22 protein-coding genes, 2 pseudogenes and 1 riboswitch are annotated in these 21,873 nt (G+C 70.3%); of the genes and pseudogenes, 14 read left to right on the forward strand and 10 right to left on the reverse strand.

The features are described from left to right. Nucleotides 1-262, reverse strand: a pseudogene (locus tag GTW40_RS33455) (peptidase); the annotation flags it as partial. Between the two features lie 266 nt (nt 263-528). Here GTW40_RS33455 and GTW40_RS32860 point away from each other — a divergent pair. Then, nucleotides 529-699, forward strand: coding sequence for a hypothetical protein (locus tag GTW40_RS32860; RefSeq protein WP_237525846.1), 171 nt, complete (start codon nt 529-531; stop codon nt 697-699). Between the two features lie 7 nt (nt 700-706). Here GTW40_RS32860 and GTW40_RS30345 read toward each other — a convergent pair whose 3' ends face one another. After that, the gene (locus GTW40_RS30345; protein WP_161183343.1) at nt 707-1,351 is read right to left on the reverse strand and encodes a PadR family transcriptional regulator; all 645 of its coding nucleotides are present in this window, start codon (nt 1,349-1,351) and stop codon (nt 707-709) included. 440 nt (nt 1,352-1,791) lie between these two features. On the opposite strand from GTW40_RS30345, the gene GTW40_RS32865 reads away from it, so the two are divergent. Further along, nucleotides 1,792-2,001 (forward strand): hypothetical protein, encoded by a 210-nt coding sequence (locus GTW40_RS32865; RefSeq protein ID WP_202486627.1) that lies wholly within the window; start codon nt 1,792-1,794, stop codon nt 1,999-2,001. Between the two features lie 20 nt (nt 2,002-2,021). Here the strand turns inward: GTW40_RS32865 and GTW40_RS30350 are convergent, their stop codons facing one another. Continuing rightward, nucleotides 2,022-2,609 (reverse strand): Imm21 family immunity protein, encoded by a 588-nt coding sequence (locus GTW40_RS30350; RefSeq protein ID WP_343245827.1) that lies wholly within the window; start codon nt 2,607-2,609, stop codon nt 2,022-2,024. 45 nt (nt 2,610-2,654) lie between these two features. Beyond that, complete coding sequence (locus GTW40_RS30355; protein WP_161183358.1) at nt 2,655-2,978, reverse strand: hypothetical protein; 324 nt, start codon at nt 2,976-2,978, stop codon at nt 2,655-2,657. 135 nt (nt 2,979-3,113) lie between these two features. Between GTW40_RS30355 and GTW40_RS30360 the strand changes: the two genes are divergently transcribed. Next, nucleotides 3,114-3,923, forward strand: a complete 810-nt coding sequence (locus GTW40_RS30360) for a hypothetical protein (protein WP_237525842.1) — start codon at nt 3,114-3,116, stop codon at nt 3,921-3,923. 161 nt (nt 3,924-4,084) lie between these two features. Here the strand turns inward: GTW40_RS30360 and GTW40_RS30365 are convergent, their stop codons facing one another. Further along, nucleotides 4,085-4,372 (reverse strand): hypothetical protein, encoded by a 288-nt coding sequence (locus GTW40_RS30365; RefSeq protein WP_237525844.1) that lies wholly within the window; start codon nt 4,370-4,372, stop codon nt 4,085-4,087. A 192-nt stretch (nt 4,373-4,564) separates the two neighbouring features. Here GTW40_RS30365 and GTW40_RS30370 point away from each other — a divergent pair, with 192 nt between their 5' ends. Further along, nucleotides 4,565-5,377: a PhzF family phenazine biosynthesis protein gene (locus tag GTW40_RS30370; protein ID WP_161183344.1), complete on the forward strand. Its 813-nt coding sequence runs from the start codon at nt 4,565-4,567 to the stop codon at nt 5,375-5,377. Nucleotides 5,378-5,526: 149 nt separating this feature from the next. Here GTW40_RS30370 and GTW40_RS30375 read toward each other — a convergent pair whose 3' ends face one another. Beyond that, nucleotides 5,527-6,267, reverse strand: a complete 741-nt coding sequence (locus tag GTW40_RS30375; protein ID WP_161183361.1) for a type II CAAX endopeptidase family protein — start codon at nt 6,265-6,267, stop codon at nt 5,527-5,529. Between the two features lie 553 nt (nt 6,268-6,820). Further along, nucleotides 6,821-8,338, reverse strand: a complete 1,518-nt coding sequence (locus GTW40_RS30380) for a glutamate--cysteine ligase (RefSeq protein WP_161183345.1) — start codon at nt 8,336-8,338, stop codon at nt 6,821-6,823. A 594-nt stretch (nt 8,339-8,932) separates the two neighbouring features. Between GTW40_RS30380 and GTW40_RS30385 the strand changes: the two genes are divergently transcribed. The 5 genes from GTW40_RS30385 (at nt 8,933) to GTW40_RS30405 (ending at nt 13,727) form a co-directional block, all read left to right on the forward strand. Next, entirely contained in the window at nt 8,933-9,517 is a 585-nt protein-coding gene (locus GTW40_RS30385; RefSeq protein WP_161183346.1) for a hypothetical protein, read from the forward strand. 368 nt (nt 9,518-9,885) lie between these two features. After that, nucleotides 9,886-10,092, forward strand: a complete 207-nt coding sequence (locus GTW40_RS30390; RefSeq protein WP_116152356.1) for a DUF5999 family protein — start codon at nt 9,886-9,888, stop codon at nt 10,090-10,092. Between the two features lie 245 nt (nt 10,093-10,337). After that, nucleotides 10,338-10,868: a universal stress protein gene (locus GTW40_RS30395; RefSeq protein WP_161183347.1), complete on the forward strand. Its 531-nt coding sequence runs from the start codon at nt 10,338-10,340 to the stop codon at nt 10,866-10,868. A gap of 401 nt (nt 10,869-11,269) precedes the next feature. Next, nucleotides 11,270-13,222 carry an APC family permease gene (locus GTW40_RS30400; protein WP_161183348.1) on the forward strand — a complete coding sequence of 651 codons (1,953 nt, stop codon included), beginning with the start codon at nt 11,270-11,272 and terminating at the stop codon, nt 13,220-13,222. A gap of 109 nt (nt 13,223-13,331) precedes the next feature. Then, nucleotides 13,332-13,727, forward strand: coding sequence for a helix-turn-helix transcriptional regulator (locus GTW40_RS30405; RefSeq protein ID WP_161183349.1), 396 nt, complete (start codon nt 13,332-13,334; stop codon nt 13,725-13,727). 165 nt (nt 13,728-13,892) lie between these two features. On the opposite strand, the gene GTW40_RS30410 is transcribed toward GTW40_RS30405, so the two are convergent. Continuing rightward, nucleotides 13,893-14,348 (reverse strand): molybdopterin-dependent oxidoreductase, encoded by a 456-nt coding sequence (locus GTW40_RS30410; protein ID WP_202486625.1) that lies wholly within the window; start codon nt 14,346-14,348, stop codon nt 13,893-13,895. 227 nt (nt 14,349-14,575) lie between these two features. Between GTW40_RS30410 and modA the strand changes: the two genes are divergently transcribed. The 4 genes from modA to GTW40_RS30430 are packed head-to-tail and all read left to right on the forward strand — an operon-like array spanning nt 14,576 to nt 17,856. Then, on the forward strand, nt 14,576-15,403 hold the full coding sequence (gene modA / locus GTW40_RS30415) for a molybdate ABC transporter substrate-binding protein (protein WP_161183351.1): 828 nt from the start codon (nt 14,576-14,578) through the stop codon (nt 15,401-15,403). Next, complete coding sequence (locus tag GTW40_RS30420) at nt 15,400-16,254, forward strand: ABC transporter permease (RefSeq protein ID WP_161183352.1); 855 nt, start codon at nt 15,400-15,402, stop codon at nt 16,252-16,254. Before modA ends, GTW40_RS30420 begins: the two co-directional genes overlap by 4 nt. Nucleotides 16,255-16,313: 59 nt before the next feature. Beyond that, entirely contained in the window at nt 16,314-17,408 is a 1,095-nt protein-coding gene (locus GTW40_RS30425; RefSeq protein ID WP_161183353.1) for an ABC transporter ATP-binding protein, read from the forward strand. Nucleotides 17,409-17,436: 28 nt separating this feature from the next. Beyond that, entirely contained in the window at nt 17,437-17,856 is a 420-nt protein-coding gene (locus GTW40_RS30430; RefSeq protein WP_161183354.1) for a TOBE domain-containing protein, read from the forward strand. 80 nt (nt 17,857-17,936) lie between these two features. Here GTW40_RS30430 and gcvP read toward each other — a convergent pair whose 3' ends face one another. Beyond that, complete coding sequence (gene gcvP, locus GTW40_RS30435) at nt 17,937-20,822, reverse strand: aminomethyl-transferring glycine dehydrogenase (RefSeq protein WP_161183355.1); 2,886 nt, start codon at nt 20,820-20,822, stop codon at nt 17,937-17,939. A gap of 175 nt (nt 20,823-20,997) precedes the next feature. Continuing rightward, nucleotides 20,998-21,092, reverse strand: a riboswitch (glycine riboswitch). Between the two features lie 120 nt (nt 21,093-21,212). Between gcvP and GTW40_RS30440 the strand changes: the two genes are divergently transcribed. Continuing rightward, on the forward strand, nt 21,213-21,593 hold the full coding sequence (locus tag GTW40_RS30440; RefSeq protein ID WP_161183356.1) for a PRC-barrel domain-containing protein: 381 nt from the start codon (nt 21,213-21,215) through the stop codon (nt 21,591-21,593). Nucleotides 21,594-21,606: 13 nt separating this feature from the next. Here GTW40_RS30440 and GTW40_RS30445 read toward each other — a convergent pair. After that, nucleotides 21,607-21,873 (reverse strand): annotated as a pseudogene (locus GTW40_RS30445) (DNA polymerase IV); the annotation flags it as partial.

The raw sequence follows: 21,873 nt of genomic DNA on the forward strand, positions 1-21,873 counted from the left end.
CTTCCGCGCCGGGCACCTCGGCACCGCCCTGCCAGCGCAGGCCGTACCCGATGCTGCGCTGCACGAGGTAGCCGAGCAGCCGCGCGAGCTGGGTCGGGGTGCCGACGGCGGCGCGGGCCTCGGGGTCGGACTCCAGGAGCGAGTGCAGCAGATGGGCGGTGTCGATCTGCCGGTCGCCGTCGCGTACGGCTCTCCGGCGGGCACCGGCGATCACCGACGCGAAGCCGGTGCCGGGCCCGGTGTCGTTCTCGGCACGCGGCACGCCCTCATGAGGCGCGGCGCTGCCGACTGTGCGGGGTTCCACATCAGACACCTCATCAGCCGCCGGGGCGGACGGCATCCACGAGGGGAACCATTCTCGCGTCCCACGGTGAGCTGACACCGGGCCGGTCCATCTCATCCTCACGGAGGAGATCCGGCCGATCCCGTCTCAGGGGCGCGCGCCGCCTTGCATACGCCCCACGAGGCAACCACTTGCCCCTTTCGTACGTCACACAACAAGTGGAGGACGGATGCCTGTGCTGGCTGGTGGGCCTGCCGGCAGTGGACGGCAAGCAGTACGTGTACCGGGTCTACGCCCCGCACGACGCCCTGCTCGCCGACCTGTTCTGGGACGCCTGGCACTGCCACGACGAGAGCGCCTTCCCGCGCGCGTGGGACTTGTTCGACGCGGCGGTGATACGACGCGTGCGGACGTGAGGGCGACTCAGTCCTCATCCGCAAGGATGAGATACAGCCGCTTGCGGGCCTCGTTGATGACGGTGAGCGCCTTGTCGCGCTGCTCCTTGGTCCCGGTCTTCCAGACCTGCCCGAAGGCCTCCATCAGCCCGAACCCGGCCTGCCGGATCTCGCCCAGCGCCTCCCAGTCGACACCGCGCGTCGCCTCTTCCCAGGGAGCCTCCGGCCCCTCCTCGGCGGAGGCCCGACCGCTCTCGGTGAGCGAGAACAGCTTCTTGCCGCCCTCGCTCTCACTGACGATCAGCCCCTCGTCCTCCAGCAGCTGAAGCGTCGGGTAGACGGAACCAGGACTCGGCTTCCACGCGCCCCCGCTACGCTCCGCGATCTCCTGGATCATCTCGTACCCGTGCATCGGCCGATCCCTGAGCAGCGCCAGGATCGAGGCCCGCACGTCACCGCGCCGAGCCCGCCCCCGACCACCACCCCGCCCCATGCCACCCCACGGCCCCGGACCAAAACCAGGCCCGAACCCATGCCGCCCAGGCCCCCCGGGCCCACCAGGCCCGAACGGCCCGAACGCCTCCCGCAACGCCTCAACTCCCCCGAACGCCCCCCAGCCATGCCGACCGGGCCCACCAGGACGATGCCCACGCTCGAATCCGTGGCTATGCATCGCGACCACTCCATTCCATCGTCGATCAGTCACGCACCTGTCGCACCTCTTACGCGACACCTCGACGATATATCGCTAATCGGCTTACGACAATGCCCTCGCCGAACTTGATGTGGGGTGACGCCTTGTGGCTCCGGGGCATGGCCGCATATCGGGTGGCCGATGCTGCCGGCAAGGGTGCCGGGGGAGGTAGCCGTGAGCGAGTCGGTGAGATCGGGGCCCGTCTGGGAGCACGCATCGGACGTACAGGGGGGTTTGTCTGCGTCGACGGGGTCGGGCGCCTGGGATCACTGGCCCGCAGCTGGGACGAGCCCTTCGAGCGTGAGTCGAGCGGGGTGCCGCGATGGCCCTGGACTTCGACCCTTCGGTGGTGGCCTTGGCCTCGCAGCCGCAGCTTCGAGAAGCGTACGTACACGGTCGTCGCGCTGACCGGGATGCGGGTGCGTCTGGCAGACGTCCACGGCACGGGCATCCTCATCGACCAGGTTCATCTCCAGGACGCCTCGCTGCTGCTGGCGCACGCACTGACTCCGGAGCCGATGCGCCCCGGCTGGTCGGACGCTCTGAAGATGTCCCGTCCGGTGCTCCCGCACCGCAGGCTGCTGTCCTTGGACGAGCGGTTGGAGCACGCGGCGGCCCGGCCCCACTGAGTGGCGCGGGATGCCGGCCTTCAGACCGAGCCGTCCTCGGCAACAAGCTGCACCACGCCCACCCACGCGAACTCGTTCTTCGTATGGACTGCGCGGACCCTCCACCGGCCTGCCGGAAGCTGCACGGGAGCCTGTTCCGGCTGGCCACCACCGGGATACTCCACTCCGAGATCCGCACCGCCTACGGCCGAGTCCATCAGCACCGCCGGGCCATCAGTGGCCCACAAGCCGCCGTCCTCCCACGGAGTGTCCGGGTCGGCCACGACCGCTTCCGCCCCGGCGAGCAGTTCCTCCTCCGAATCCGCAGCCAGCCACCGGACGAAGAGCAACTCCTCCGACAGGAAACACGTCATTGCGGGTTCATCGGCCAGGACAAGCGCAGTGGCAGCCTCCGCGCGCAGAGCGATCACGCCGGCCCAGTCGTCGACCTCGCAAGCTCGGTCGTAATCATCACGGCCACCGTCCTCGCCCAGGACGGATCCATCCTCCGTGCACCCACCCCATGCGCCGATGCAGGACTCGGGGAGCACGATCAACGGACCCCCCATCGAGCTGACCCAGGTCGGCTCAGCACGATCGCTGCGATCGGATTCGTGGGAATCATTCACGCGCGCAGTCTGCCGCTTGCCACTGACACCGGACAGCGGCGGGCCCTACACCCAGTTCGCCCACCCAAAGGTGAAGACGTAGGCCCGTCTCCCCGCGTCCAGCCCTCGAACGCCCCGCACGAACATGACCGCCAGGGCAACGAGGAAGAGAACGGCAAGAGCTCCAGCCACAAGGACCCCGGCGACCGGCCCCACGAGCAAGCCCACGATCACGCTCGCGGCGATGACGATACCGAGACCAAAGTGCGCGGCAGGCAGATCTGCCCTGATCGCCTCACGCAGCGCCTTGCGCTCCGCCCGCATGTCGGAGTCATACCGCTCCCGCGCCGCTTCCGGATCAGCGGCGGGACCTTCAGGCCACCGTTCCATCGCCACCCCCGCTCAGTCTGAACGGAGCCTGGCGCGGAGGGGTCTCAGGCTCGTTCCGTCTCGACGAACCGAGGTCCACGCAGGTCACCCGCACCGTCGGACCGCCGAGGAAGAGCGGGCTCGCGCCCTGGGACCATGAGCAACATGTCCGAGGAGTTGAACCTGATCTCAAGCCTGTGGCCGCTTGTGCCGTCCGGGGCCACCGACTGGCTGCTGGAGCTGTGCGGCGACGGCATCACAGGATTCATGCCTCCAGCGATGCCCGACGCGGTGTGGGTGCTCAACGCCATGTATGAGCAAGAGCAGGGGCCGGTAGATGCGTCCTACCACGAGCACCACCAGGCACGTCTTGCCGACGGAAGCGCCCTGCCCCACATCGTCGCGGGCCTCGACCTCGACGCCGTGGGCGTCGCCACGGGAGGAGGGCTGGGACGCGCCCGGCACCCGGGTCCCGGCTGGCGACGGCTGCGCTGGGCCGAGCTTGCCAAGCGGATCGGTGACCCGGTCGTACCCCACGGGCTGATGCCCTCCTACCGTTGCTTCCCCTCGGCCAAGAAGGAGGGCAGCTGGCCGCTGAGCATGGTCCCACCGACCGAGGGGAGCCTGGACCGTGAGACCTGGAACCGACTGATCGCCGTCCTCACCCAGCACAGTCCCGCGGGCCCGGACACTCGCTGCCTGGCTTACTACAACCCGCTGGTGCTCGGCGCCATCGACTTCGACAACCTCCATGTGCGTGCGGGGCGGCTCGGCGACGCCGAGTTCCTCTACGACCACTCCGAGGAAGACTTCAGCCCGTCCAACCTCTGGGCCGATGACCGCTCCTGGGTCCTGTGCACGGACTACGACCTGTGGGCCACCAAGGAAGCCGGCCCCCCGGCCCTCATCGACGCGTTGCTGAACGACCCCGAGATCGAGGCGGTTCGTCTGCCCTGGGCACACTGACGACCGAGCCCCCCAACACACACATCACCGCACCCGAAATGGTGCACCGTCATCCATACGAGTCGGTGGTGAGATCGTCAGATGATCTCCCATCTTCACTGTCACAGATCGCTCCCTGGGCCGCGACGACCCGACAGCACATCGACTGACCGACCACAAGGTCACCCGGAGTCCTCCGACTCACCGCCATCATCCGCCGGGGGACGAAGCCGCCGACGTGCCGCTTCCAGACGCTCCGCGTAGTCCGCCGCAAAGATTCCGGGGAGGGCCTTGTCCAGTGTCCCCGCGAGCCGGTGGATCGGAGTCCAGACCGCTTCATCGTCCACAAGACCGCTGAGGCCCGTCATCTGCACCCGCTCCAGCCAGTCGGACAGGACCAGGGCCTCGTCCGGGGTGAGCTTGATGGTGATCTCCTCGCTGTCCACAGCCTCGACCATAGAGTGCGCCATGCTGTCAGCATGAGCTCGTCACGCGAGCTACGGACAGGCACACGGGCCCGGACCCGCTCGAAACCCAGCGCGCCCCTCCACCCGACGGGGCGAAGCCGAGCCGTCCACCGAGACCATCATCCCGCACACCCGATCCACCCCACCCCAACTGGCCTTGGACGCCCAGTCGTCCGGCCCTCTAGGGTCTGCGCCATGCGCATTCGAATCGTGGACGCCTTCACCGATCTGCCCTTCACCGGGAACCCCGCCGGAGTGGTCCTCCTGGACGACGTCTTCCCCGACGACGACTGGCTGCAGAACGTCGCCGCCGAGGTGAATCACCCCGAGACCGCGTTCGCGCACCGGCTGCCGGAGGGCGGTGAGGCGGACTGGGCGCTGCGGTGGTTCACGCCGCGTACCGAGGTCGCGATGTGCGGGCACGCCACGCTGGCGACGGCCCATGTCCTGTACGCCACCGGAGTGTTCGAGGGACCGGTGCGGTTCGCGACCCGGAGCGGGGTGCTCACGGCCACCCCCGGCGAGGACGGCTGGATCACCCTGGACTTCCCGACCGCCCCGCTCACCGAAGTGGCTGCACCGGACGGCCTCGCGCGGGCACTCGGCGCGGACCCGGTCGCGGTGTACGACACCGGCGTCGAAGTGGGCGATCTGCTGGTCGAGTTGGCGGACGAGAAGGCCGTACTGGAGCTGGCTCCGGACCTCAAGGAACTGACCGAGTGCTCCTCGCGCGGCGTGATCGTCACCGCCCGCGCCGAAAACCCCACCCTCGGCTGCGACTTCGTCTCCCGCTGCTTCTTCCCGAACGTCGGGATCGACGAGGACAACGTCACGGGCAGCGCCCACACCGCCCTCGCCCCCTACTGGGCCCCCCGCCTGGGCCGCGACGACCTCACCGGTCTCCAGGCCTCCCGCCGCACGGGCTATGTCCGCACCCGCCTGCGCGACGACCGCACCCTGCTCATCGGCCGCGCGGTGACGGTGATCGACGGCGAACTGCACGCGTAAGCCGAGGCGTTGACCCCGGATACGTCGTGCTGGGCGGCAGGCGGCATCGGCTCGGTCCGCCGCCGCCTGCGCCACGCACGCCCCATCTATGAAGCACAGAGCAGGAGTTGAAGCCCGCTCAACCGCAAGAGAACGAGAGGACGAGATCCTCAAGCCGTCGGCAACCAGCCCACCTTGCCCGCGAGCAGCGCGTACCCCACAAACGCGCCGATGTCGAGCAGCGAGTGCGCCACGACCAGCGGCCCGACCCGGCCCCACCGCCGGTAGAGCCACACGAAGACCACGCCCATGACCATGTTGCCGATGAAGCCGCCGATGCCCTGGTAGAGGTGGTACGAGCCGCGCAGCACCGCGCTGGCGACCAGGGCCGTGCCCGGTGTCCAGCCCAACTGGCCGAGCCTGCGCAGCAGGTAGCCGACGACGATCACCTCTTCGAGGACCGCGTTCTGCACGGCGGACAGCACCAGGACCGGGAACTTCCACCACACGTCGGGCAACGCCTCCGGCACCACGGTGAGGTTGAAGCCGAGGCTCCGCGCCGCGAGGTAGAAGGCGATGCCGGTGCTGCCGATCACGGCCGCGACCGCCGCGCCCCGCGCCAGGTCGGACCACGGCCGGCTGCGGTCGAAGCCGATGACGCGCAGGCTCTTGCCCTCGCGCTGGAGCAGGTGTGCCACGAGCAGCACCGGCACCAGCGCGGACGCGATGCCGAACAGCTGCCAGGCGAGGTCGAGCCACGGACGGCCGGGCGCGGCCGAGGCGTTGAGGGTGGCCGCCTGGTCCTTGAGACCGCCCGGCTTGGTGACCGAGCCGATGAAGCTGATGAGCGCGGAGACCCCGCTCGCCCCGAGCGAGAGCGCCAGAACGAGCAGGGTCTCGTCCCGCAGCATCCGCCGCGGATTCCGCTCCCGGGGAAGGGACTCGGCCACCGGTTCAGCCTCCACCTGCGCTCCACCTGCGCTCGACCGCAGACGGCCCACCGGCCCCCTGCGCACCTACGTCCCGCAAGGATCGCAGAAGCGAGTCGGCGCACCGCGCACCGGGTCGTATACGCCGTACCGCCCCCGCCCCATGAGTCAGGTGGGGCAGACGTACGCCGGACCGATCGCCCCGGAACACCGGCACGGTCGGACTCCACCCGCCGCCACAGGCTCAGCAGCACCCGGCACGACCGACCTGGCCGGACCCCGCCCCAGCCGCACCCGGCCCAGCCGACCCGGCCGGACCCCGCCCCAGCCGCACCGGCGGGGCCGACCCCGCCGGTGCCTCTCTCACCCGAGAAGCACCGACAAGGCCAGCCCCACCCTTCCCATCACCTCGAAAGCACCCGACGCGGCAGACCACCGCCCCGGCCACCCCAGAAGACCCCTGCTCAGCCCATCCCACCCCACCCCCGCACCTCAAGAACCGCACTCCGCACCACCACCCCCCGCGGAGCACCCCTCACCCCAGCGCCACCGCCGAAGGCACCCCCACCGGCCATGTGTGCACCGGCTCCCCCGCGTGCATCAGCTCGCCGTACCGACGCGTCGTGGCCGCCAGTGCCGCCTCCCGGTCCATGCCCCGTTCCAGGGCCCGGTGGAAGGTGGCTGCCTGCCAGGACGCTCCGTTGACGCGGCGGCGGCAGCGTTCCTCGATCACGCCGAGGTAGAAGTCGCGGTCGGCGGGCTCGATGCCCCAGGCGTCGAGGCCGGCGGAGGCCATCGGGAGGAGTTCCTCGCGGACGAGGGTGACCGCGTCGATCTCGCCGACGCCGCCGTAGCGGCCGCGCCGGGGCCAGACGAAGCGGGCGTCGATGCCGTACCGGCAGGCCGCGTCGAAGTTGGCCTCGGCGGCCGTGAAGGGCAGCCGGGTCCACACCGGGCGCGCTTCCTCGGCCAGGGCGCGCACCAGGCCGTAGTAGAAGGCCGCGTTGGCGATCACGTCGGTGATGGTGGGCCCCGCGGGCAGTACCCGGTTCTCCACGCGCAGGTGCGGGACGCCGTCCGCGATGTCGTAGACGGGCCGGTTCCAGCGGTACACCGTGCCGTTGTGCAGGACGAGTTCGGCGAGCCGGGGAACGCCGCCCGCGTCGAGGACCTCCAGCGGGTCCTCGTCGTCGCAGATCGGCAGCAGGGCCGGGAAGTAGCGCAGGTTCTCCTCGAACAGCTCGTACGCGGAGGACACCCAGCGCTCGCCGAACCAGGTACGCGGCCGCACCCCCTGCGCCTGGAGCTCGGGCGGACGCGTGTCGGTCGCCTGGAGGAACAGCGGCGGCCGGGACTCGCGCCACAGCTCGTGCCCGAACAGGAAGGGCGAGTTGGCCCCGACGGCGATCTGGGCCGCGCTCGCGACCTGCGCCGCGTTCCACACGTCCGCGAACCGGCCGGGCGTGACCTGGAGATGCAGCTGTACGGAGGTGCAGGCGGCCTCGGGAACGATGGACCGGGAGGTGCACCGCAGGTGCTCGACCCCGTCGATGTCGAGCCGGAAGTCCTCACCGCGCGCGGCCACGATCTGGTCGTTGAGGAGGGCGTACCGGTCCACCTCGGAGAGGTTCGAGGAGACCAGGTCGTCACGGCCGAGCGTGGGCAGGATGCCGATCATCAGGATCCCGGCGTCGACCTCGCCGGCCTTGCGGTCGGCGTAGGCGAGGGACGTGCGCAGTTCCTCGGCCAGCCCGTCGAAAACGCGGCCGCCCAGCCGGTGCGGCGCTATGTTCACCTCCAGATTGAACATGGCGAGTTCGGTCTGGAAATCCCGGCTGGCGATCCGCTCCAGAACCTGACCGTTCAACATTCTGGGCAGGCCGTCGGCCCCGGCGAGATTCAATTCGATCTCAAGCCCCATGAGGTTCTTGGGCCGGTCGAAACGCTTCTCTGCCAGCAGCCGCTCCAGTCCCGCCAGGCACTTCTGGAGCTTTTCGCGGTAGCGCCCGCGATCGGACAGGTCGAACGACCCTGCCACGACCTTCTCCCCCATGCAAATATCCCTCCTCGGACGGGCGGCCCGAGGGTCCGGCCGCCGGGTTCACCGGTCCGGGCTCCCCGGATCAGGTGGGATGATGCCCAGCGGAAGCGATCCATAACGCCGCATCCGGCCTCGCCGCCCGTTATTCTGTCGTGGTGTCCTGCGGCACATTCACTGGGCATACCGCAGCACGCACCTTCGGGTGCCCAGATCGTCTCGTGAAAAACGCCGACGACATTCGGCCGACCGCGTGACACGCGGAGCACGAGGTCAGCGGCGCGGACCGCCCCGGAAATCGGGAGGAATACCGCAGATTCCCGGCCGGATATCCGCTTGTTCCGATCACCGGAATCCGATAGCCGAAACACCAGCTGAACACGTGTCGTATAAACTTCGCGGAGAAGGCCGAAGGTTGGCGCCCCGGTATCGGTTTCCGACGCGTTCCCACCGTGTTCCCGCCGTCAGGTGACGGACGACGGGCCTCAGCCACACCCGCGTCCACCGCTCCGGGCCCCCATCTCCCAGGCCGCCCACCTGTGAGCAGACAGCGCCGTCCGCCCTACCCTCCTCGCGCCGCCGCGCCTGTCGAACGAGAGGCGACCCACCATGCCGCTGCACGTTCCCCCTGCCCCCGCGCCCGCACTGCGCACCATCCTCACGGCCCTCGGTTCCCCCACCGCGGTACGTGAGGCCCGCACCCCCTCCCTGCGCGCAGCACAGGGACCTGTCACCGCTGAACTCCCGCTCGCCGTGCACGTGTTGGACCACGCCACCGACCCGGGTCCGGCCGCGACCCGGCTGGCCGGCTGGCGCTTCCTCATCCGCTCCGGCGACCGCGCCGTGGCCGCCGCGGACACCATGCTCACCGCCGACGGCTGGGCCTTCTCGCGCTTCTTCGAGGGCCCCTACCTCCCCTCCACCGAGCGCGCGCTCCAGCAGGCGGAGACCTTGCAACAGCCGTACCAACCACGCCTGTTGTCCGTACCCGGGCTCTACATGCTCACCCTGTGGCTGCACGGCGACATCACGGCCGACCCGGCCGAGGGCCTCCCGGCAGCCGACGACCTGTTGATCCCGCTCGCCCCGGCCCCGCCCGGCATCTCCGCCCACCGGCCGCACCGCGTCTCGGAGTTGCTGCCCGTCCTCACCCTCCGGGCGAACCGCGTCCCACTGCTCGGCTCCCCCGCCTGACCGAAACCCGAGACCCGGAACGCGACACCCGGAACCAAAACCGCCGTACCCCGCTTCCGCGCGCCGGAAGCGGGGTACGAGTGTCTGCGGGCCGACCCTCGCGCGCTCGGCAGCCGCGCCCCCTGGCGCCCCGGGGCATCCCGTATGGGCCATGTGGGCCATGCGGACTAGCCCCTTCCGGTGACTGCGAACCACCCAAAATGACAGTGCAGTTGGATTGAACCGTCCGCGTGGGTGACACGTCATCAACCTGTGAGAAGCGGTGCCGCGAAATCCCTGCGGAACGACCTCCGTAGGGCAACACTGGGTTCCGACCGACTCATTTACGGGGGACGGACATGACCACGACAGAGCGAGAGATCCCACCCATGTGCCAGCACCAGCCGCCGTGCCCGCCAGCCGAGTCCGCCGACCGCGAGTCCGCCCGCCTCGTGGCGCACCACCCGGAGCAGGGATGGAGTCTGCTGTGCAACGGCGTCCTGCTGTTCGAGGACACCGGTGAGCTGCTGCCCGACGGCCGGGTGATCGCGCCGCACCGCCCGCTCGGCGCGGACCACGTGATGACCGCCGCCTGAGCGGCACACCGAGCACGACCCGGGAGCCCTGCGGGGCACCCGGCGACCCGAGGGGCCGGACGCACGCACCAGAGTGCGCACCGGCCCCGACGCGTGTCCGGGGCCGGAACGTAACGCGACCGACCGGACCCCCGTCAGGGACCTGTCAGAAACACCCCCGCCGACTGGTCGGATCGCCCCGGTGGGCGTGGGATGGAAGGAGAGCCCCGCGCGCGGGGAGAGCCGTCACGAGGAACGGTGCTGTGATGCCGGGTTACGACGCCTCCGTCACCACTCGGGTGGTGGCCGGCGTGAGCGGGTCCCTGGGCAGTGTGGCGGCCCTGCGCCAGGCCACCGCGCTGGCCCGCCGACTGGGCGCGGAACTGTGGCCCGCACTCGCCTGGGAGCCGCCCGGCGGAGAACCGGTCGCGCGCCGCCCGCTCGTCCACGACCCGCTCCTCGACGAGTGGCAGCGGCTGGCCGAGCAGCGTCTGGTCTCGGTACTGGAAGAGGTCTTCGGGCAGACCGGTCCCGGCTTCCCGTTGCACCCCGTGATCATCCGGGGCTCACCGGGCCGCGCCCTGGTGACCGTGGCGGACCGCGAGAGCGACCTGCTCGTCGTCGGCGCCGGGCGCCGCAAGCTGCGCCACCCCTTCTCCGGCCGGGTCTCCCGCCACTGCCTCGCCCACGCCCACTGCCCGGTCCTCGCCGTACCGCCCTCACCGCTGGAGTCCCAGCTGGTGGCCGTCCACCGACGCAACGCCTGGCATCTGCGCATCGACACCCGCGAACTGTGACGCCACCCCGGGACCGCCATACCTCCCCCTCCCCACGACACCCACGCCACGCCCCCTCCGTACGCCCCCCACCGGCTGCGGACCCGCCCTGCCCGGGGCAGCATGGAAATGTCGTACGAGACGCATGGACAACCTGGCTTGAGAGATAACGCTCGGTGTCCGCCCCAGGAGCGCGGACCAGCCCTCCTCCGACCCCTATCCGCAGTGCCCCGCCAGGCTCCGGGCCTCCACTTTTGCTGCTTCGCCACCACCGGTCGAGCCATTCTTAACGCAAGATTGACGCCCTCGGCTCCGGCAGGGCATGGGCCCTGGCGTCACTCTCCGCTTACGCTGGTGCCGCCGTCCGCGTGATGGCCGCAGAGAGCCGCAGAGAGCTGAGCCGCACCACCAGGAGCACGCCGATGGCCACGACCGAGCACCCTCCCAGTCGCCTGCGCGCCTGGATGCTTGAGGGGCTGTCCGACATGGGCAGGAGCGGCGGCCTGACCGGACCCCATGCCGAGCCGGAACCCCCGCACAAGGGGCAGCGCTGGTGGCGGGTGATGTGCCTGACCGGTGTCGACTACTTCTCCACCCTCGGCTACCAGCCGGGCATCGCGGCCCTGGCCGCCGGACTCCTCTCGCCCATCGCGACCGTGGTCCTCGTCATCGTCACCCTGGCGGGCGCGCTCCCGGTGTACCGGCGGGTGGCGCAGGAGAGCCCGCACGGCGAGGGCTCGATCGCGATGCTGGAGCGGCTGCTCTCGTTCTGGCAGGGCAAGCTGTTCGTGCTGACGCTGCTCGGCTTCGCGGCCACGGACTTCCTGATCACCATCACCCTGTCCGCCGCCGACGCCTCCACCCACCTGGTGGAGAACCCGCATCTGACGAGCCTGCTCCAGGGCCATCAGATGCTGATCACACTGTTGCTGGTCGCGCTGCTCGGTGCGGTGTTCCTCAAGGGCTTCCTGGAGGCGATCGGCGTCGCCGTCGCCCTGGTCGGCATCTATCTCGGGCTGAACGTGGTCGTGGTGATCTCTGGCCTGTGGCACGTCCTGACCGCCGAGCACGTGGTGACCGACTGGACCACCGCCCTGACCGCGCAGCACGGCAACGTCTTCGTGATGATCGGCGTCGCCCTGATCGTCTTCCCGAAGCTGGCCCTCGGTCTGTCCGGCTTCGAGACCGGGGTCGCCGTGATGCCGCACGTCCGCGGCGACGAGGGCGACACCGAGGAACGGCCGACCGGCCGCATCCGGGACACCAAGAAGCTGCTCACCACGGCCGCCGTGATCATGAGCTGCTTCCTCATCACCACCAGCTTCATCACCACGCTCCTGATCCCGGCGCAGGAGTTCAAGCCGGGCGGCAAGGCGAACGGCCGCGCCCTCGCGTACCTCGCTCACGAGTACCTGGGCAACATCTTCGGCACGGTGTACGACGTCTCGACCATCGCGATCCTGTGGTTCGCGGGCGCCTCCGCCATGGCCGGGCTGCTCAATCTGATGCCGCGCTATCTGCCCCGCTACGGCATGGCACCGCACTGGGCGCGCGCCGTCCGCCCGATGGTCATCGTCTTCATCCTGATCGCCTTCCTGGTCACCTGGCTCTTCGACGCCAACGTGGACAAGCAGGGCAGCGCCTACGCCACCGGTGTGCTGGTGCTGATCAGCTCGGCCGCCATCGCGGTGACCATCGCCGCGCACAAGGCGAGGCAGCGCGGCTGGACCATCGCGTTCGCGGTCATCTCGGCGGTGTTCCTGTACACAACCGTCGTGAACGTCATCGAGCGCCCGGACGGTGTGAAGATCGGCGCCTGCTTCATCGCGGGCATCATGCTCGTCTCGTTGCTGTCCCGCCTGGCCCGCGCCTTCGAGCTGCGTGTGACCAGCGTGACGATGGACCCGATGGCGGAACGTTTCATCAGGGACATGGCCAGCCGGAAGATCCGGTTCATCGCGAACGAGCCCGACCAGCGCGACAAGGCCGAGTACCGCGACAAGATCGAGCAGATCCGGGCCGACAACGACATGCCCGAGCAGGAGGACTTCGTCTTCGTCGAGGTCAAGGTGTCGGACCCCTCGGAGTTCGAGTCCTGCCTCACCGTGCACGGCGAGGTCCTGCACAACCGCTACCGGGTGCTGACCGTCGAATCCGCCTCGATCCCCAACGGCCTGGCCGCGCTGCTCCTCCATGTGCGCGACATGACCGGCCGTATCCCGCACATCTTCTTCGAGTGGACGGAGGGCAACCCGTTCGCCAACTTCCTGCGCTTCTTCCTCTTCGGACAGGGCGAGGTCGCCCCCGTCACCCGCGAGGTCCTGCGCGAGGCGGAGCCGAACCGGGCCCGCCGCCCACGCGTCCACACGGGCTGAGGCCCCTCGTACACCGGGCGGGCCCCGCGTCCACTCGGCCCCCTGCGCGTGACACGCGAAACCGGACCCGTGTGTCCCGTTCCCGACCTCTGGATTTATGGTGACGAACATGCAGTCATACACCATCGGCCAGGCGGCGCGGCTGCTCGGCGTGAGCCCCGACACCGCACGACGCTGGGCCGACGCCGGCCGCATGGCCACGCACCGCGACGAATCCGGACGACGCCTGATCGCGGGCAAGGACCTCGCGGCCTTCTCGGTCGAGCTGGCCCAGACGGGCGCCGGTGAGGAGGAGACCTCCTACACCTCGGTCCGCAACGCCTTCCCCGGCATCGTCACCGCCATCAAGCTCGGTGACGTCGCCGCCCAGGTGGAGATCCAGGCGGGCCCGCACCGGCTGGTCTCCCTGCTCACCCGGGAGGCGGTGGACGAACTCGGCCTGGAGGTCGGCATGGAGGCCACCGCGCGCGTGAAGTCCACGAATGTCCACATTGATCGCATCTGAGCGTTAATTCACGCATAGCGCCAAACATGGCTTTACGCGAATTTCCGGCCCGGACGCGAAGCGGCTGCAGGGCCGGAAATCGGTGAAAGAAATCTCACAGACCGGACATTGACGGCCCTGCCGTCCAGAACGTCACCAACGCCCCCGGAGGGTCGTCCGCGCAGCTCAGGAAGCCGCCGCCGACGCGACCGGTGCGGGCGCGCCGAAGGGGTAGTTCCCGTCCACCCGGATCCCCGTGATCCCGCTGATGTGCCGACCGCCGCAGCGGTCCTGGGGCAGCACCAATTGCGGACCCGCCGCGTCCAGCGGAGTGCCGTCGATCGTGACCCCGAGAAGTACCGGAGCGTGTGCGAAATCGGGGTCGATCTCGGCCCACGACAACACCGCGTGATGCCCGTCCGTCCCTGTCACCGCAATGAGAAAGCGGAGTCGGTCCTTACGGCGGGCCGGGTCGAAATGAGGGCCCGCGTCGGTGAGGACGTCGTAAAGGCGCGGCCCCGAGAAACGGTGCCGCTGAATGCCGCTCGTGGCGCATTCGAACGTCACCTCCACCCCGTACTGCGGCCAGCCAAACAGGTCCCGCACGGTCAGCCGGGCGGGTCTGGCCAGGTCGCCGGTCATGGCCCATTGCGCGAGTGACACCTTGCGACCACCTCCCAGGAATACGTACCCGCAAGACGCTGGCACACAAACGCATATGCCAGCTCCAGATCACAACTTGGCCGCTCATGCAATGCGACAGATGGCCTACCACCCGCAATTGCGGCAGTATCATCGCCGCATGGCCGGACTCCGGCCGTGGAAGAGCGCAAGGGGCTGTTCCACTGATCGTGAGGAGAAGAACCGTGATGACCCGTTCCGTACGCCGGACCCGCCGGATGCTGCCGCTGGCCGGTGTGGGAGTTGCCGCTCTGCTGGCGCTCAGCGCGTGCTCCTCCTCCGACGGGTCCACGCCTGCCAAGGCGGACTCGTCGGACTCCGCCTCGGCGAGCCCGAAGCCGAAGGGCACCGTCACCGTGTTCGCGGCGGCCTCCCTCAAGGAGACCTTCACGACGCTCGGCAAGCAGTTCGAGCAGCAGCACCCCGGCACCAAGGTCGATTTCAGCTTCGGCGGCAGTGACACCCTCGCCGCGAGCATCACCAGCGGTGCCCCGGCCGACGTCTTCGCCGCGGCCAGCCCCAAGACCATGAAGATCGTCACCGACAAGCAGGACGCCGAGGGCACCCCGGCCACCTTCGCCCGCAACCAGCTGGAGATCGCGACCCTGCCGGGCAACCCCGACAAGGTCGACTCCCTGAAGGACCTGACCGACCCCAAGCTCAAGGTCGTCCTGTGCGACAAGACGGTTCCCTGCGGCGCCGCCGCCCAGAAGGTGCTGGACGCCAGCCACCTCAAGGTCACCCCGGTCTCCTACGAGCAGGACGTGAAGTCCGCGCTCAACAAGGTCGAGCTGAAGGAGGCCGACGCCTCCCTCGTCTACAAGACCGACGTCAAGGCCGCCCAGGGCAAGGTCGCGGGCGTGGAGTTCGCCGAGTCCAAGGACGCGATCAACGACTACCCGATCACCCTGCTGAAGGGGTCGAAGAACGCCGAGACCGCCAAGGCGTTCATCGCCCTGGTGCAGTCGCCCGAGGGCCAGAAGGTGCTGACCCAGGCCGGCTTCCTCCAGCCGTGACCGCACTCGACAGCACCGGCGCCGCGACCACCCCCATGGGAGGGCCGCGGCGCCCCCGCGTACGCGCGCACCGGCGCGGTGTCCCCCTCCCGCTGCTGGTGCCGGGCATCGTGGCGATCGCGTTCCTGCTGGTGCCCCTCCTCGCCCTGCTCGTGCGGGCTCCCTGGAAGAGCCTGCCCGACCAGCTGAGCAGCCCCGAGGTGTGGCAGGCCCTCCAGCTGTCCCTGATCAGCGCGACGGCTGCCACCGCGGTCAGCCTCGTCCTCGGGGTGCCCCTCGCCTGGATCCTCGCGCGCACCGAGTTCCCCGGCCGGTCCTTCCTGCGCGCCCTGGTGACCCTGCCGCTAGTGCTGCCGCCGGTCGTCGGCGGTGTGGCCCTGCTGCTCGCCCTCGGGCGCAACGGCGTCGTCGGCAAGTGGCTCGACGCCTGGTTCGGGATCACGCTGCCGTTCACCACCGCGGGCGTGATCATCGCGGAGGCGTTCGTCGCGATGCCCTTCCTGGTCATCAGTGTCGAGGGCACGCTGCGCGCGGCCGACCCGCGCTTCGAGGAGGCGGCCACCACGCTCGGCGCGTCCCGCTTCACCGCGTTCCGCCGGGTCACCCTGCCGCTGATCGCCCCCGGCATCGCCGCCGGTGCCGTCCTGGCCTGGGCGCGTGCCCTCGGCGAGTTCGGCGCGACGATCACCTTCGCGGGCAACTTCCCCGGCCGCACCCAGACCATGCCGCTCGCGGTCTACCTCGCCCTGCAGAACGACCCCGAGGCCGCGATCGCCCTCAGCCTGATCCTGCTGACCGTGTCCATCGCGGTGCTCGCGGGGCTGCGGGACCGGTGGATGACAGGAGCGTGACGGTGCCGCGAGGATGGAAGTCGCCCCCCGCGCGAGTACCGACGAAGGACAGTTCCCGGATGACCGAGATCAACGCGCCCCGCCCGGGCGTGAGCGACGTGGAGGCCACGGACGAGCAGGGCCTGGACGCCCGGCTCGTCGTCGACCGGGGCACCTTCCGTCTGGACGTGTCCCTGCGCGCCGCTCCCGGAGACGTGGTGGCCCTGCTCGGCCCCAACGGCGCGGGCAAGACCACCGCGCTACGGGCGCTCGCGGGCCTGATCCCGCTCACCGAGGGGCATCTGCGCCTGGACGGCGAGCCGCTGGAGCGCACCCCGCCGGAGTCGCGCCCGGTCGGCGTGGTCTTCCAGGACTATCTGCTCTTCCCGCATCTGTCCGCCCTGGACAACGTGGCGTTCGGGCCGCGCTGCCACGGCGTGGGCAAGGCGGAGGCCCGTACCCAGGCCGCGGCCTGGCTGGACCGGCTGGGTCTGGCGGACCACATGAACGCCAAGCCCCGTCGCCTCTCCGGCGGCCAGGCCCAGCGCGTCGCCGTGGCGCGGGCGCTGGCCACCCAGCCCCGCCTGCTGCTGCTCGACGAACCCCTCGCCGCGCTGGACGCGCGCACCCGCCTGGAGGTCCGCTCCCAACTGCGACGCCACCTCGCGGAGTTCGAGGCCGTCGCCGTCCTGGTCACACACGATCCGCTGGACGCCATGGTGCTCGCCGACCGCCTGGTGGTCGTTGAGCACGGCCGCGTGGTGCAGGAGGGCAGCCCCACGGAGATCGCCCGCCATCCGCGCACGGACTACATCGCTCAGCTCGTCGGCCTCAACCTCTACCGGGGAACCGCCGACGGCCACACCGTACGGCTCGACGCCGGGCCGGAGATCACGACCACCGAGGAGCTGACCGGACCGGCCTTCGTCGCCTTCCCGCCGGTCGCGGTGACCCTCTTCAGGGACCGCCCGACCGGGGCCAGCGCCCGGAACCTGTGGCGCTGCCATGTCGTCGGTCTGGAGTCCCACGGCGACCAGATCCGCGCCGACCTCACGGGCGATCTGCCGCTCGCCGCCGACCTCACCACGGCCGCGGCGGCGGAACTCGACCTTCACCCGGGCGCCGCGGTCTGGGCGACCGTCAAGGCGACGCAGACACACGCTTACCCAGAGTGAGCGTGTGGACCCATTACGGTGGGGCGCCATGACCATGAGTATCCGCAACCAGCTTCCCGGCACCGTCACGGCGGTCCATTCCGGCGAGGTCATGGCGACCGTCAAGGTCCGGCTGACCGGCGGTCAGGACATCACCGCGGCGATCACCCTGGAGGCCGCCGAGGACCTGGGCCTTCGCGAGGGCACGTCGGTGCGCGCCCTGGTGAAGGCGACGGAGGTCTCGCTCGCCACCGAGCCCGTGCACCACATCTCGATCCGCAACCAGCTCGCGGGCACCATCACCGACATCGCCACCGGCGAGGCCATGGCCGCGGTGAAGATCCAGGTGCCGGGCGCCGAGCTGACCTCCGCCATCACCCACGAGTCGGCGGAGGAACTGAAGCTGTCGACGGGCTCCGACGTGGTCGCGCTGATCAAGTCGACGGAGGTCTCGCTCGCCACCGCCTGAGAAAACGCCGAGGGGCGGCTCCCACCCCGTGAATCCACAGGATCCACGGACCGGGAGCCGCCCCTCACGCGTTTACGGGATCAGTCCTCGTACGCGTCCGGCGGCGGGCAGGAGCACACCAGGTTGCGGTCGCCGAAGGCCTGGTCGATACGCCGCACCGGCGGCCAGTACTTGTCGGCGGCCGAGACACCGGCCGGGAAGACGGCCTCCTCGCGGCTGTACGGGTGCGCCCACTCGCCGCCGAGCGCGGCCGCGGTGTGCGGGGCGCCGCGCAGCGGGTTGTCGTCCGCGGACCACACGCCGGAGCCGACCTTCTCGATCTCCGTGCGGATCGCGATCATCGCGTCGCAGAACCGGTCCAGCTCGGCCAGGTCCTCCGACTCGGTCGGCTCGATCATCAGCGTGCCGGCCACCGGGAAGGACATGGTCGGGGCGTGGAAGCCGTAGTCGATCAGGCGCTTGGCCACGTCGTCGACGCTGACGCCGGTCGCCTTGGTGAGCGGGCGCAGGTCGATGATGCACTCGTGCGCGACGAGGTTGGCCGGGCCGGTGTAGAGCACCGGGAAGTGCGGCTCCAGGCGCTTGGCGACGTAGTTCGCGGAGAGCACGGCCACCTGGGTCGCGCGCTTGAGACCCTCGCCGCCCATGAGGCGCACGTACGCCCACGAGATCGGCAGGATGCCCGCGCTGCCCCACGGGGCGGCCGAGATCGGGCCGACGCCCGTCTCCGGACCGGCGGCAGGCTGGAGCGGGTGGTTCGGCAGGTACGGCGCGAGGTGCGCGCGTACGGCCACCGGGCCCACGCCCGGACCGCCGCCGCCGTGCGGGATGCAGAACGTCTTGTGCAGGTTCAGGTGGGAGACGTCGCCGCCGAAGTGGCCGGGCTTGGCGAGGCCGACCAGGGCGTTGAGGTTGGCGCCGTCGACGTACACCTGGCCGCCCGCGTCGTGCACCTGGGCGCAGATGTCGGCGACGTGCTCCTCGAAGACGCCGTGCGTCGACGGGTAGGTGATCATCAGCACGGACAGCTGGTCGCGGTACTGCTCGATCTTGGCGCGCAGGTCCTCGACGTCGATCTCGCCGTCCTCGGCGGTCTTGACGACGACGACCTTCATCCCGGCCATCGCGGCGCTCGCGGCGTTGGTGCCGTGCGCGGAGGACGGGATCAGGCAGACGGTGCGCTGCTCGTCGCCGTTGGCGCGGTGGTAGGCGCGGACGGCCAGCAGGCCCGCCAGCTCGCCCTGGGAACCGGCGTTGGGCTGGAGGGAGACCTTGTCGTAGCCGGTGACCTCCGCGAGCCGGTCCTCCAGCTCGTGGATGAGGGTGAGGTAGCCCTCGGCCTGCTCGGCGGGCGCGAAGGGGTGCAGCTGGCCGAACTCGGGCCAGGTGACCGGCTCCATCTCCGTGGTGGCGTTCAGCTTCATGGTGCAGGAGCCGAGCGGGATCATGCCCCGGTCGAGCGCGTAGTCGCGGTCGGACAGCTTGCGCAGGTAGCGCAGCATGGCCGTCTCGGAGCGGTGCTCGTGGAAGACCGGGTGGGTGAGGTAGTCGTCGGTGCGCAGCAGCGCCTCGGGCAGGGCCTCGGCGGCGGCCGCGTCCAGCGCCTCGATGTCGCCCTCGACGCCGAACGCGGCGAAGACGGCGGCCAGCTGGGCGCGGTTGGTGGTCTCGTCGCAGGCGAGGGAGACGTGGTCGGCGTCGACCAGGCGCAGGTTGACCCCGCCCTTGCGCGCGGCGCCGACGACATCGGCGGCCGTGCCGGGCACGCGCGCGGTCAGCGTGTCGAAGTAGGCGCCGTGGACGACCTCGACACCGCCCGCCTTCAGGCCCTCGGCGAGGATCGTGGCGTAGCGGTGGGTGCGACGGGCGATCGTACGCAGGCCGTCGGGGCCGTGGTAGACGGCGTACATCCCGGCCATGACGGCGAGCAGCACCTGCGCGGTGCAGATGTTGCTGGTGGCCTTCTCGCGGCGGATGTGCTGCTCGCGGGTCTGCAGCGCGAGTCGGTATGCCTTGTGGCCGTCCGCGTCCACGGAGACGCCGACGAGGCGTCCGGGCAGGCTGCGGGCGAACTTCTCGTGCACCGCCATGTAGCCCGCGTGCGGGCCGCCGAAGCCCATGGGCACGCCGAAGCGCTGCGTGGTGCCGATGGCGATGTCCGCGCCCAGCTCGCCGGGCGAGGTGAGCAGGGTGAGGGCGAGCAGATCGGCGGCGACGGTGACGAGCGCGCCCAGCTCGTGCGCCTGCTCGATCACCGGCTTCAGGTCGCGTACGGCACCGGAGGCGCCGGGGTACTGGAGCAGGACGCCGGTGATGTCACGGGCGGCCAGCTCGGCCGGGATGCCCTCGCTCAGGTCGGCGACGACGACCTCGACGCCGGTCGGCTCGGCGCGGGTCTCGATGACGGCGATGGTCTGCGGCAGCGTGTCCGCGTCGACCAGGAAGAGGCCCTTCTTGTTCTTGCCCATGCGCCGGGAGAGCGCCATGGCCTCGGCGGCGGCGGTGCCCTCGTCGAGCAGGGAGGCGCCGGAGGTGGGCAGTCCGGTGAGCTCCGCGACCATCGTCTGGAAGTTGAGCAGGGCCTCCAGGCGGCCCTGGGAGATCTCCGGCTGGTACGGCGTGTAGGCGGTGTACCAGGCCGGGTTCTCCATGACGTTGCGCAGGATGACCGGCGGGGTGAAGGTGCCGTGGTAGCCGAGGCCGATCATGGAGCCGAGGACCTGGTTGCGGTCCGCGAGCGAGCGCAGTTCCGCGAGCACCTCGGCCTCGGTGCGGGCGTCCGGCAGGTCGAGGGCGTCGGCGTTCTTGATGACGTCCGGGACGGCGGCGGCGGTCAGCTCGTCGAGCGAGCCGTAGCCGACCTGCGCGAGCATCTTGGCCCGCGCCTCCTGGTCGGGCCCGATGTGTCGCTGCTCGAAGGGGATGCCCGCTTCGAGGGCGGAGAGCGGAATGCGAGGGGCGGTCATGTGCGGAGGCCTCCTGGTCTGGCGCGACCTGCGAGGGGCACCTCGGCGCGGGTGCCCACCGGCCTCCCCCTCTGTCATCTCATACCTGAGAGCTTCACCGGATGCCCGAGGGCCCCGGCTTTCACCGTCGGTGAGAGCGGGAGCCGTGGACGCCCGCCCTGCTTTCCAGAGTGACCTCGTCCGTGCGGTACGGGGGCCTGAGAGATTCCGGGGAGGAGTTGCTCCTTCGGCGCCTCCGACTTGCTCGGAGGACTCTCCCGCACGGGGTCAGCAGCCGTTGTCAGAGTACCAGCGGGGCCGTGCCGCGCGGCGTTCGAGTGGCCGCCTCGCTCATTCTGCTCTTTTGTAGTGCTAACGGATGAGTTGGGACCACGTGGAGGGAGAGGGACCGTGCAGACCGACATCGATCCGCGCAATCTGATCGGCCGCAAGGCGTTCGACCGTAACGGCACCAAGATCGGCACCATCGACGAGGTGTATCTCGACGACGCGACGGGCGTCCCCGAATGGGCCGCCATACGCACCGGACTCTTCTCCCGCGACGCCTTCGTCCCGCTCGAACCGAGCGAACTGGTCGAGGGCACCCTCCAGGTCCCCTTCGAACGCGCGCTGATCAAGGACGCCCCGGACTTCGGGGTGGGCCGCCACCTCTCCCCCGAGCAGGAACTCCAGCTCTACCACCACTACGGCCTCGACGTGTCCGCCTCTCCCACCGCTCCCAAGGTCCCGGACCGCGACTTCGGCAAGCTCGCGGGCACCGAGGACGCCTGACCCCTCTCCTCCCTCACGTCCCCTCTTCCGGTCCACCGGCCGCCCTCGCCACCAGGGGCAGCGGGTCCGCCGGTGCCAGGTCCGGGTCGTCCACCCAGAAGGTCCGCACCCGGCCGGGCGCCGAGTCCTCCGGCGTCTCGAAGCGCACGGTGACCCGGCCGAGCCCGCTGCCCTGCACCCAGCCGGGCCCGTGTTCGGCGTGCCGTACGTCCTGGCCGGGCCGCCACTGCCGCTCCGGCGGCGGGGCCGGCGCGGCCGGGAGCGGTTCGGGCACGGCCTC

The organism is Streptomyces sp. SID4985 (assembly GCF_009863025.1).
In the GTDB taxonomy this organism is placed as follows: domain Bacteria; phylum Actinomycetota; class Actinomycetes; order Streptomycetales; family Streptomycetaceae; genus Streptomyces.

What these genes read in the sequence shown, in the direction of transcription:
- GTW40_RS30345 (WP_161183343.1), bottom strand. Translation starts at nt 1,351, where the DNA reads ATGCATAGCCACGGATTCGAGCGTGGGCATCGTCCTGGTGGGCCCGGT.
- GTW40_RS30355 (WP_161183358.1), bottom strand. Translation starts at nt 2,978, where the DNA reads ATGGAACGGTGGCCTGAAGGTCCCGCCGCTGATCCGGAAGCGGCGCGG.
- GTW40_RS30360 (WP_237525842.1), top strand. Translation starts at nt 3,114, where the DNA reads ATGAGCAACATGTCCGAGGAGTTGAACCTGATCTCAAGCCTGTGGCCG.
- GTW40_RS30365 (WP_237525844.1), bottom strand. Translation starts at nt 4,372, where the DNA reads ATGGCGCACTCTATGGTCGAGGCTGTGGACAGCGAGGAGATCACCATC.
- GTW40_RS30370 (WP_161183344.1), top strand. Translation starts at nt 4,565, where the DNA reads ATGCGCATTCGAATCGTGGACGCCTTCACCGATCTGCCCTTCACCGGG.
- GTW40_RS30375 (WP_161183361.1), bottom strand. Translation starts at nt 6,267, where the DNA reads ATGCTGCGGGACGAGACCCTGCTCGTTCTGGCGCTCTCGCTCGGGGCG.
- GTW40_RS30380 (WP_161183345.1), bottom strand. Translation starts at nt 8,338, where the DNA reads ATGGGGGAGAAGGTCGTGGCAGGGTCGTTCGACCTGTCCGATCGCGGG.
- GTW40_RS30385 (WP_161183346.1), top strand. Translation starts at nt 8,933, where the DNA reads ATGCCGCTGCACGTTCCCCCTGCCCCCGCGCCCGCACTGCGCACCATC.
- GTW40_RS30390 (WP_116152356.1), top strand. Translation starts at nt 9,886, where the DNA reads ATGTGCCAGCACCAGCCGCCGTGCCCGCCAGCCGAGTCCGCCGACCGC.
- GTW40_RS30395 (WP_161183347.1), top strand. Translation starts at nt 10,338, where the DNA reads ATGCCGGGTTACGACGCCTCCGTCACCACTCGGGTGGTGGCCGGCGTG.
- GTW40_RS30400 (WP_161183348.1), top strand. Translation starts at nt 11,270, where the DNA reads ATGGCCACGACCGAGCACCCTCCCAGTCGCCTGCGCGCCTGGATGCTT.
- GTW40_RS30405 (WP_161183349.1), top strand. Translation starts at nt 13,332, where the DNA reads ATGCAGTCATACACCATCGGCCAGGCGGCGCGGCTGCTCGGCGTGAGC.
- GTW40_RS30410 (WP_202486625.1), bottom strand. Translation starts at nt 14,348, where the DNA reads ATGACCGGCGACCTGGCCAGACCCGCCCGGCTGACCGTGCGGGACCTG.
- modA (WP_161183351.1), top strand. Translation starts at nt 14,576, where the DNA reads ATGACCCGTTCCGTACGCCGGACCCGCCGGATGCTGCCGCTGGCCGGT.
- GTW40_RS30425 (WP_161183353.1), top strand. Translation starts at nt 16,314, where the DNA reads ATGACCGAGATCAACGCGCCCCGCCCGGGCGTGAGCGACGTGGAGGCC.
- GTW40_RS30430 (WP_161183354.1), top strand. Translation starts at nt 17,437, where the DNA reads ATGACCATGAGTATCCGCAACCAGCTTCCCGGCACCGTCACGGCGGTC.
- gcvP (WP_161183355.1), bottom strand. Translation starts at nt 20,822, where the DNA reads ATGACCGCCCCTCGCATTCCGCTCTCCGCCCTCGAAGCGGGCATCCCC.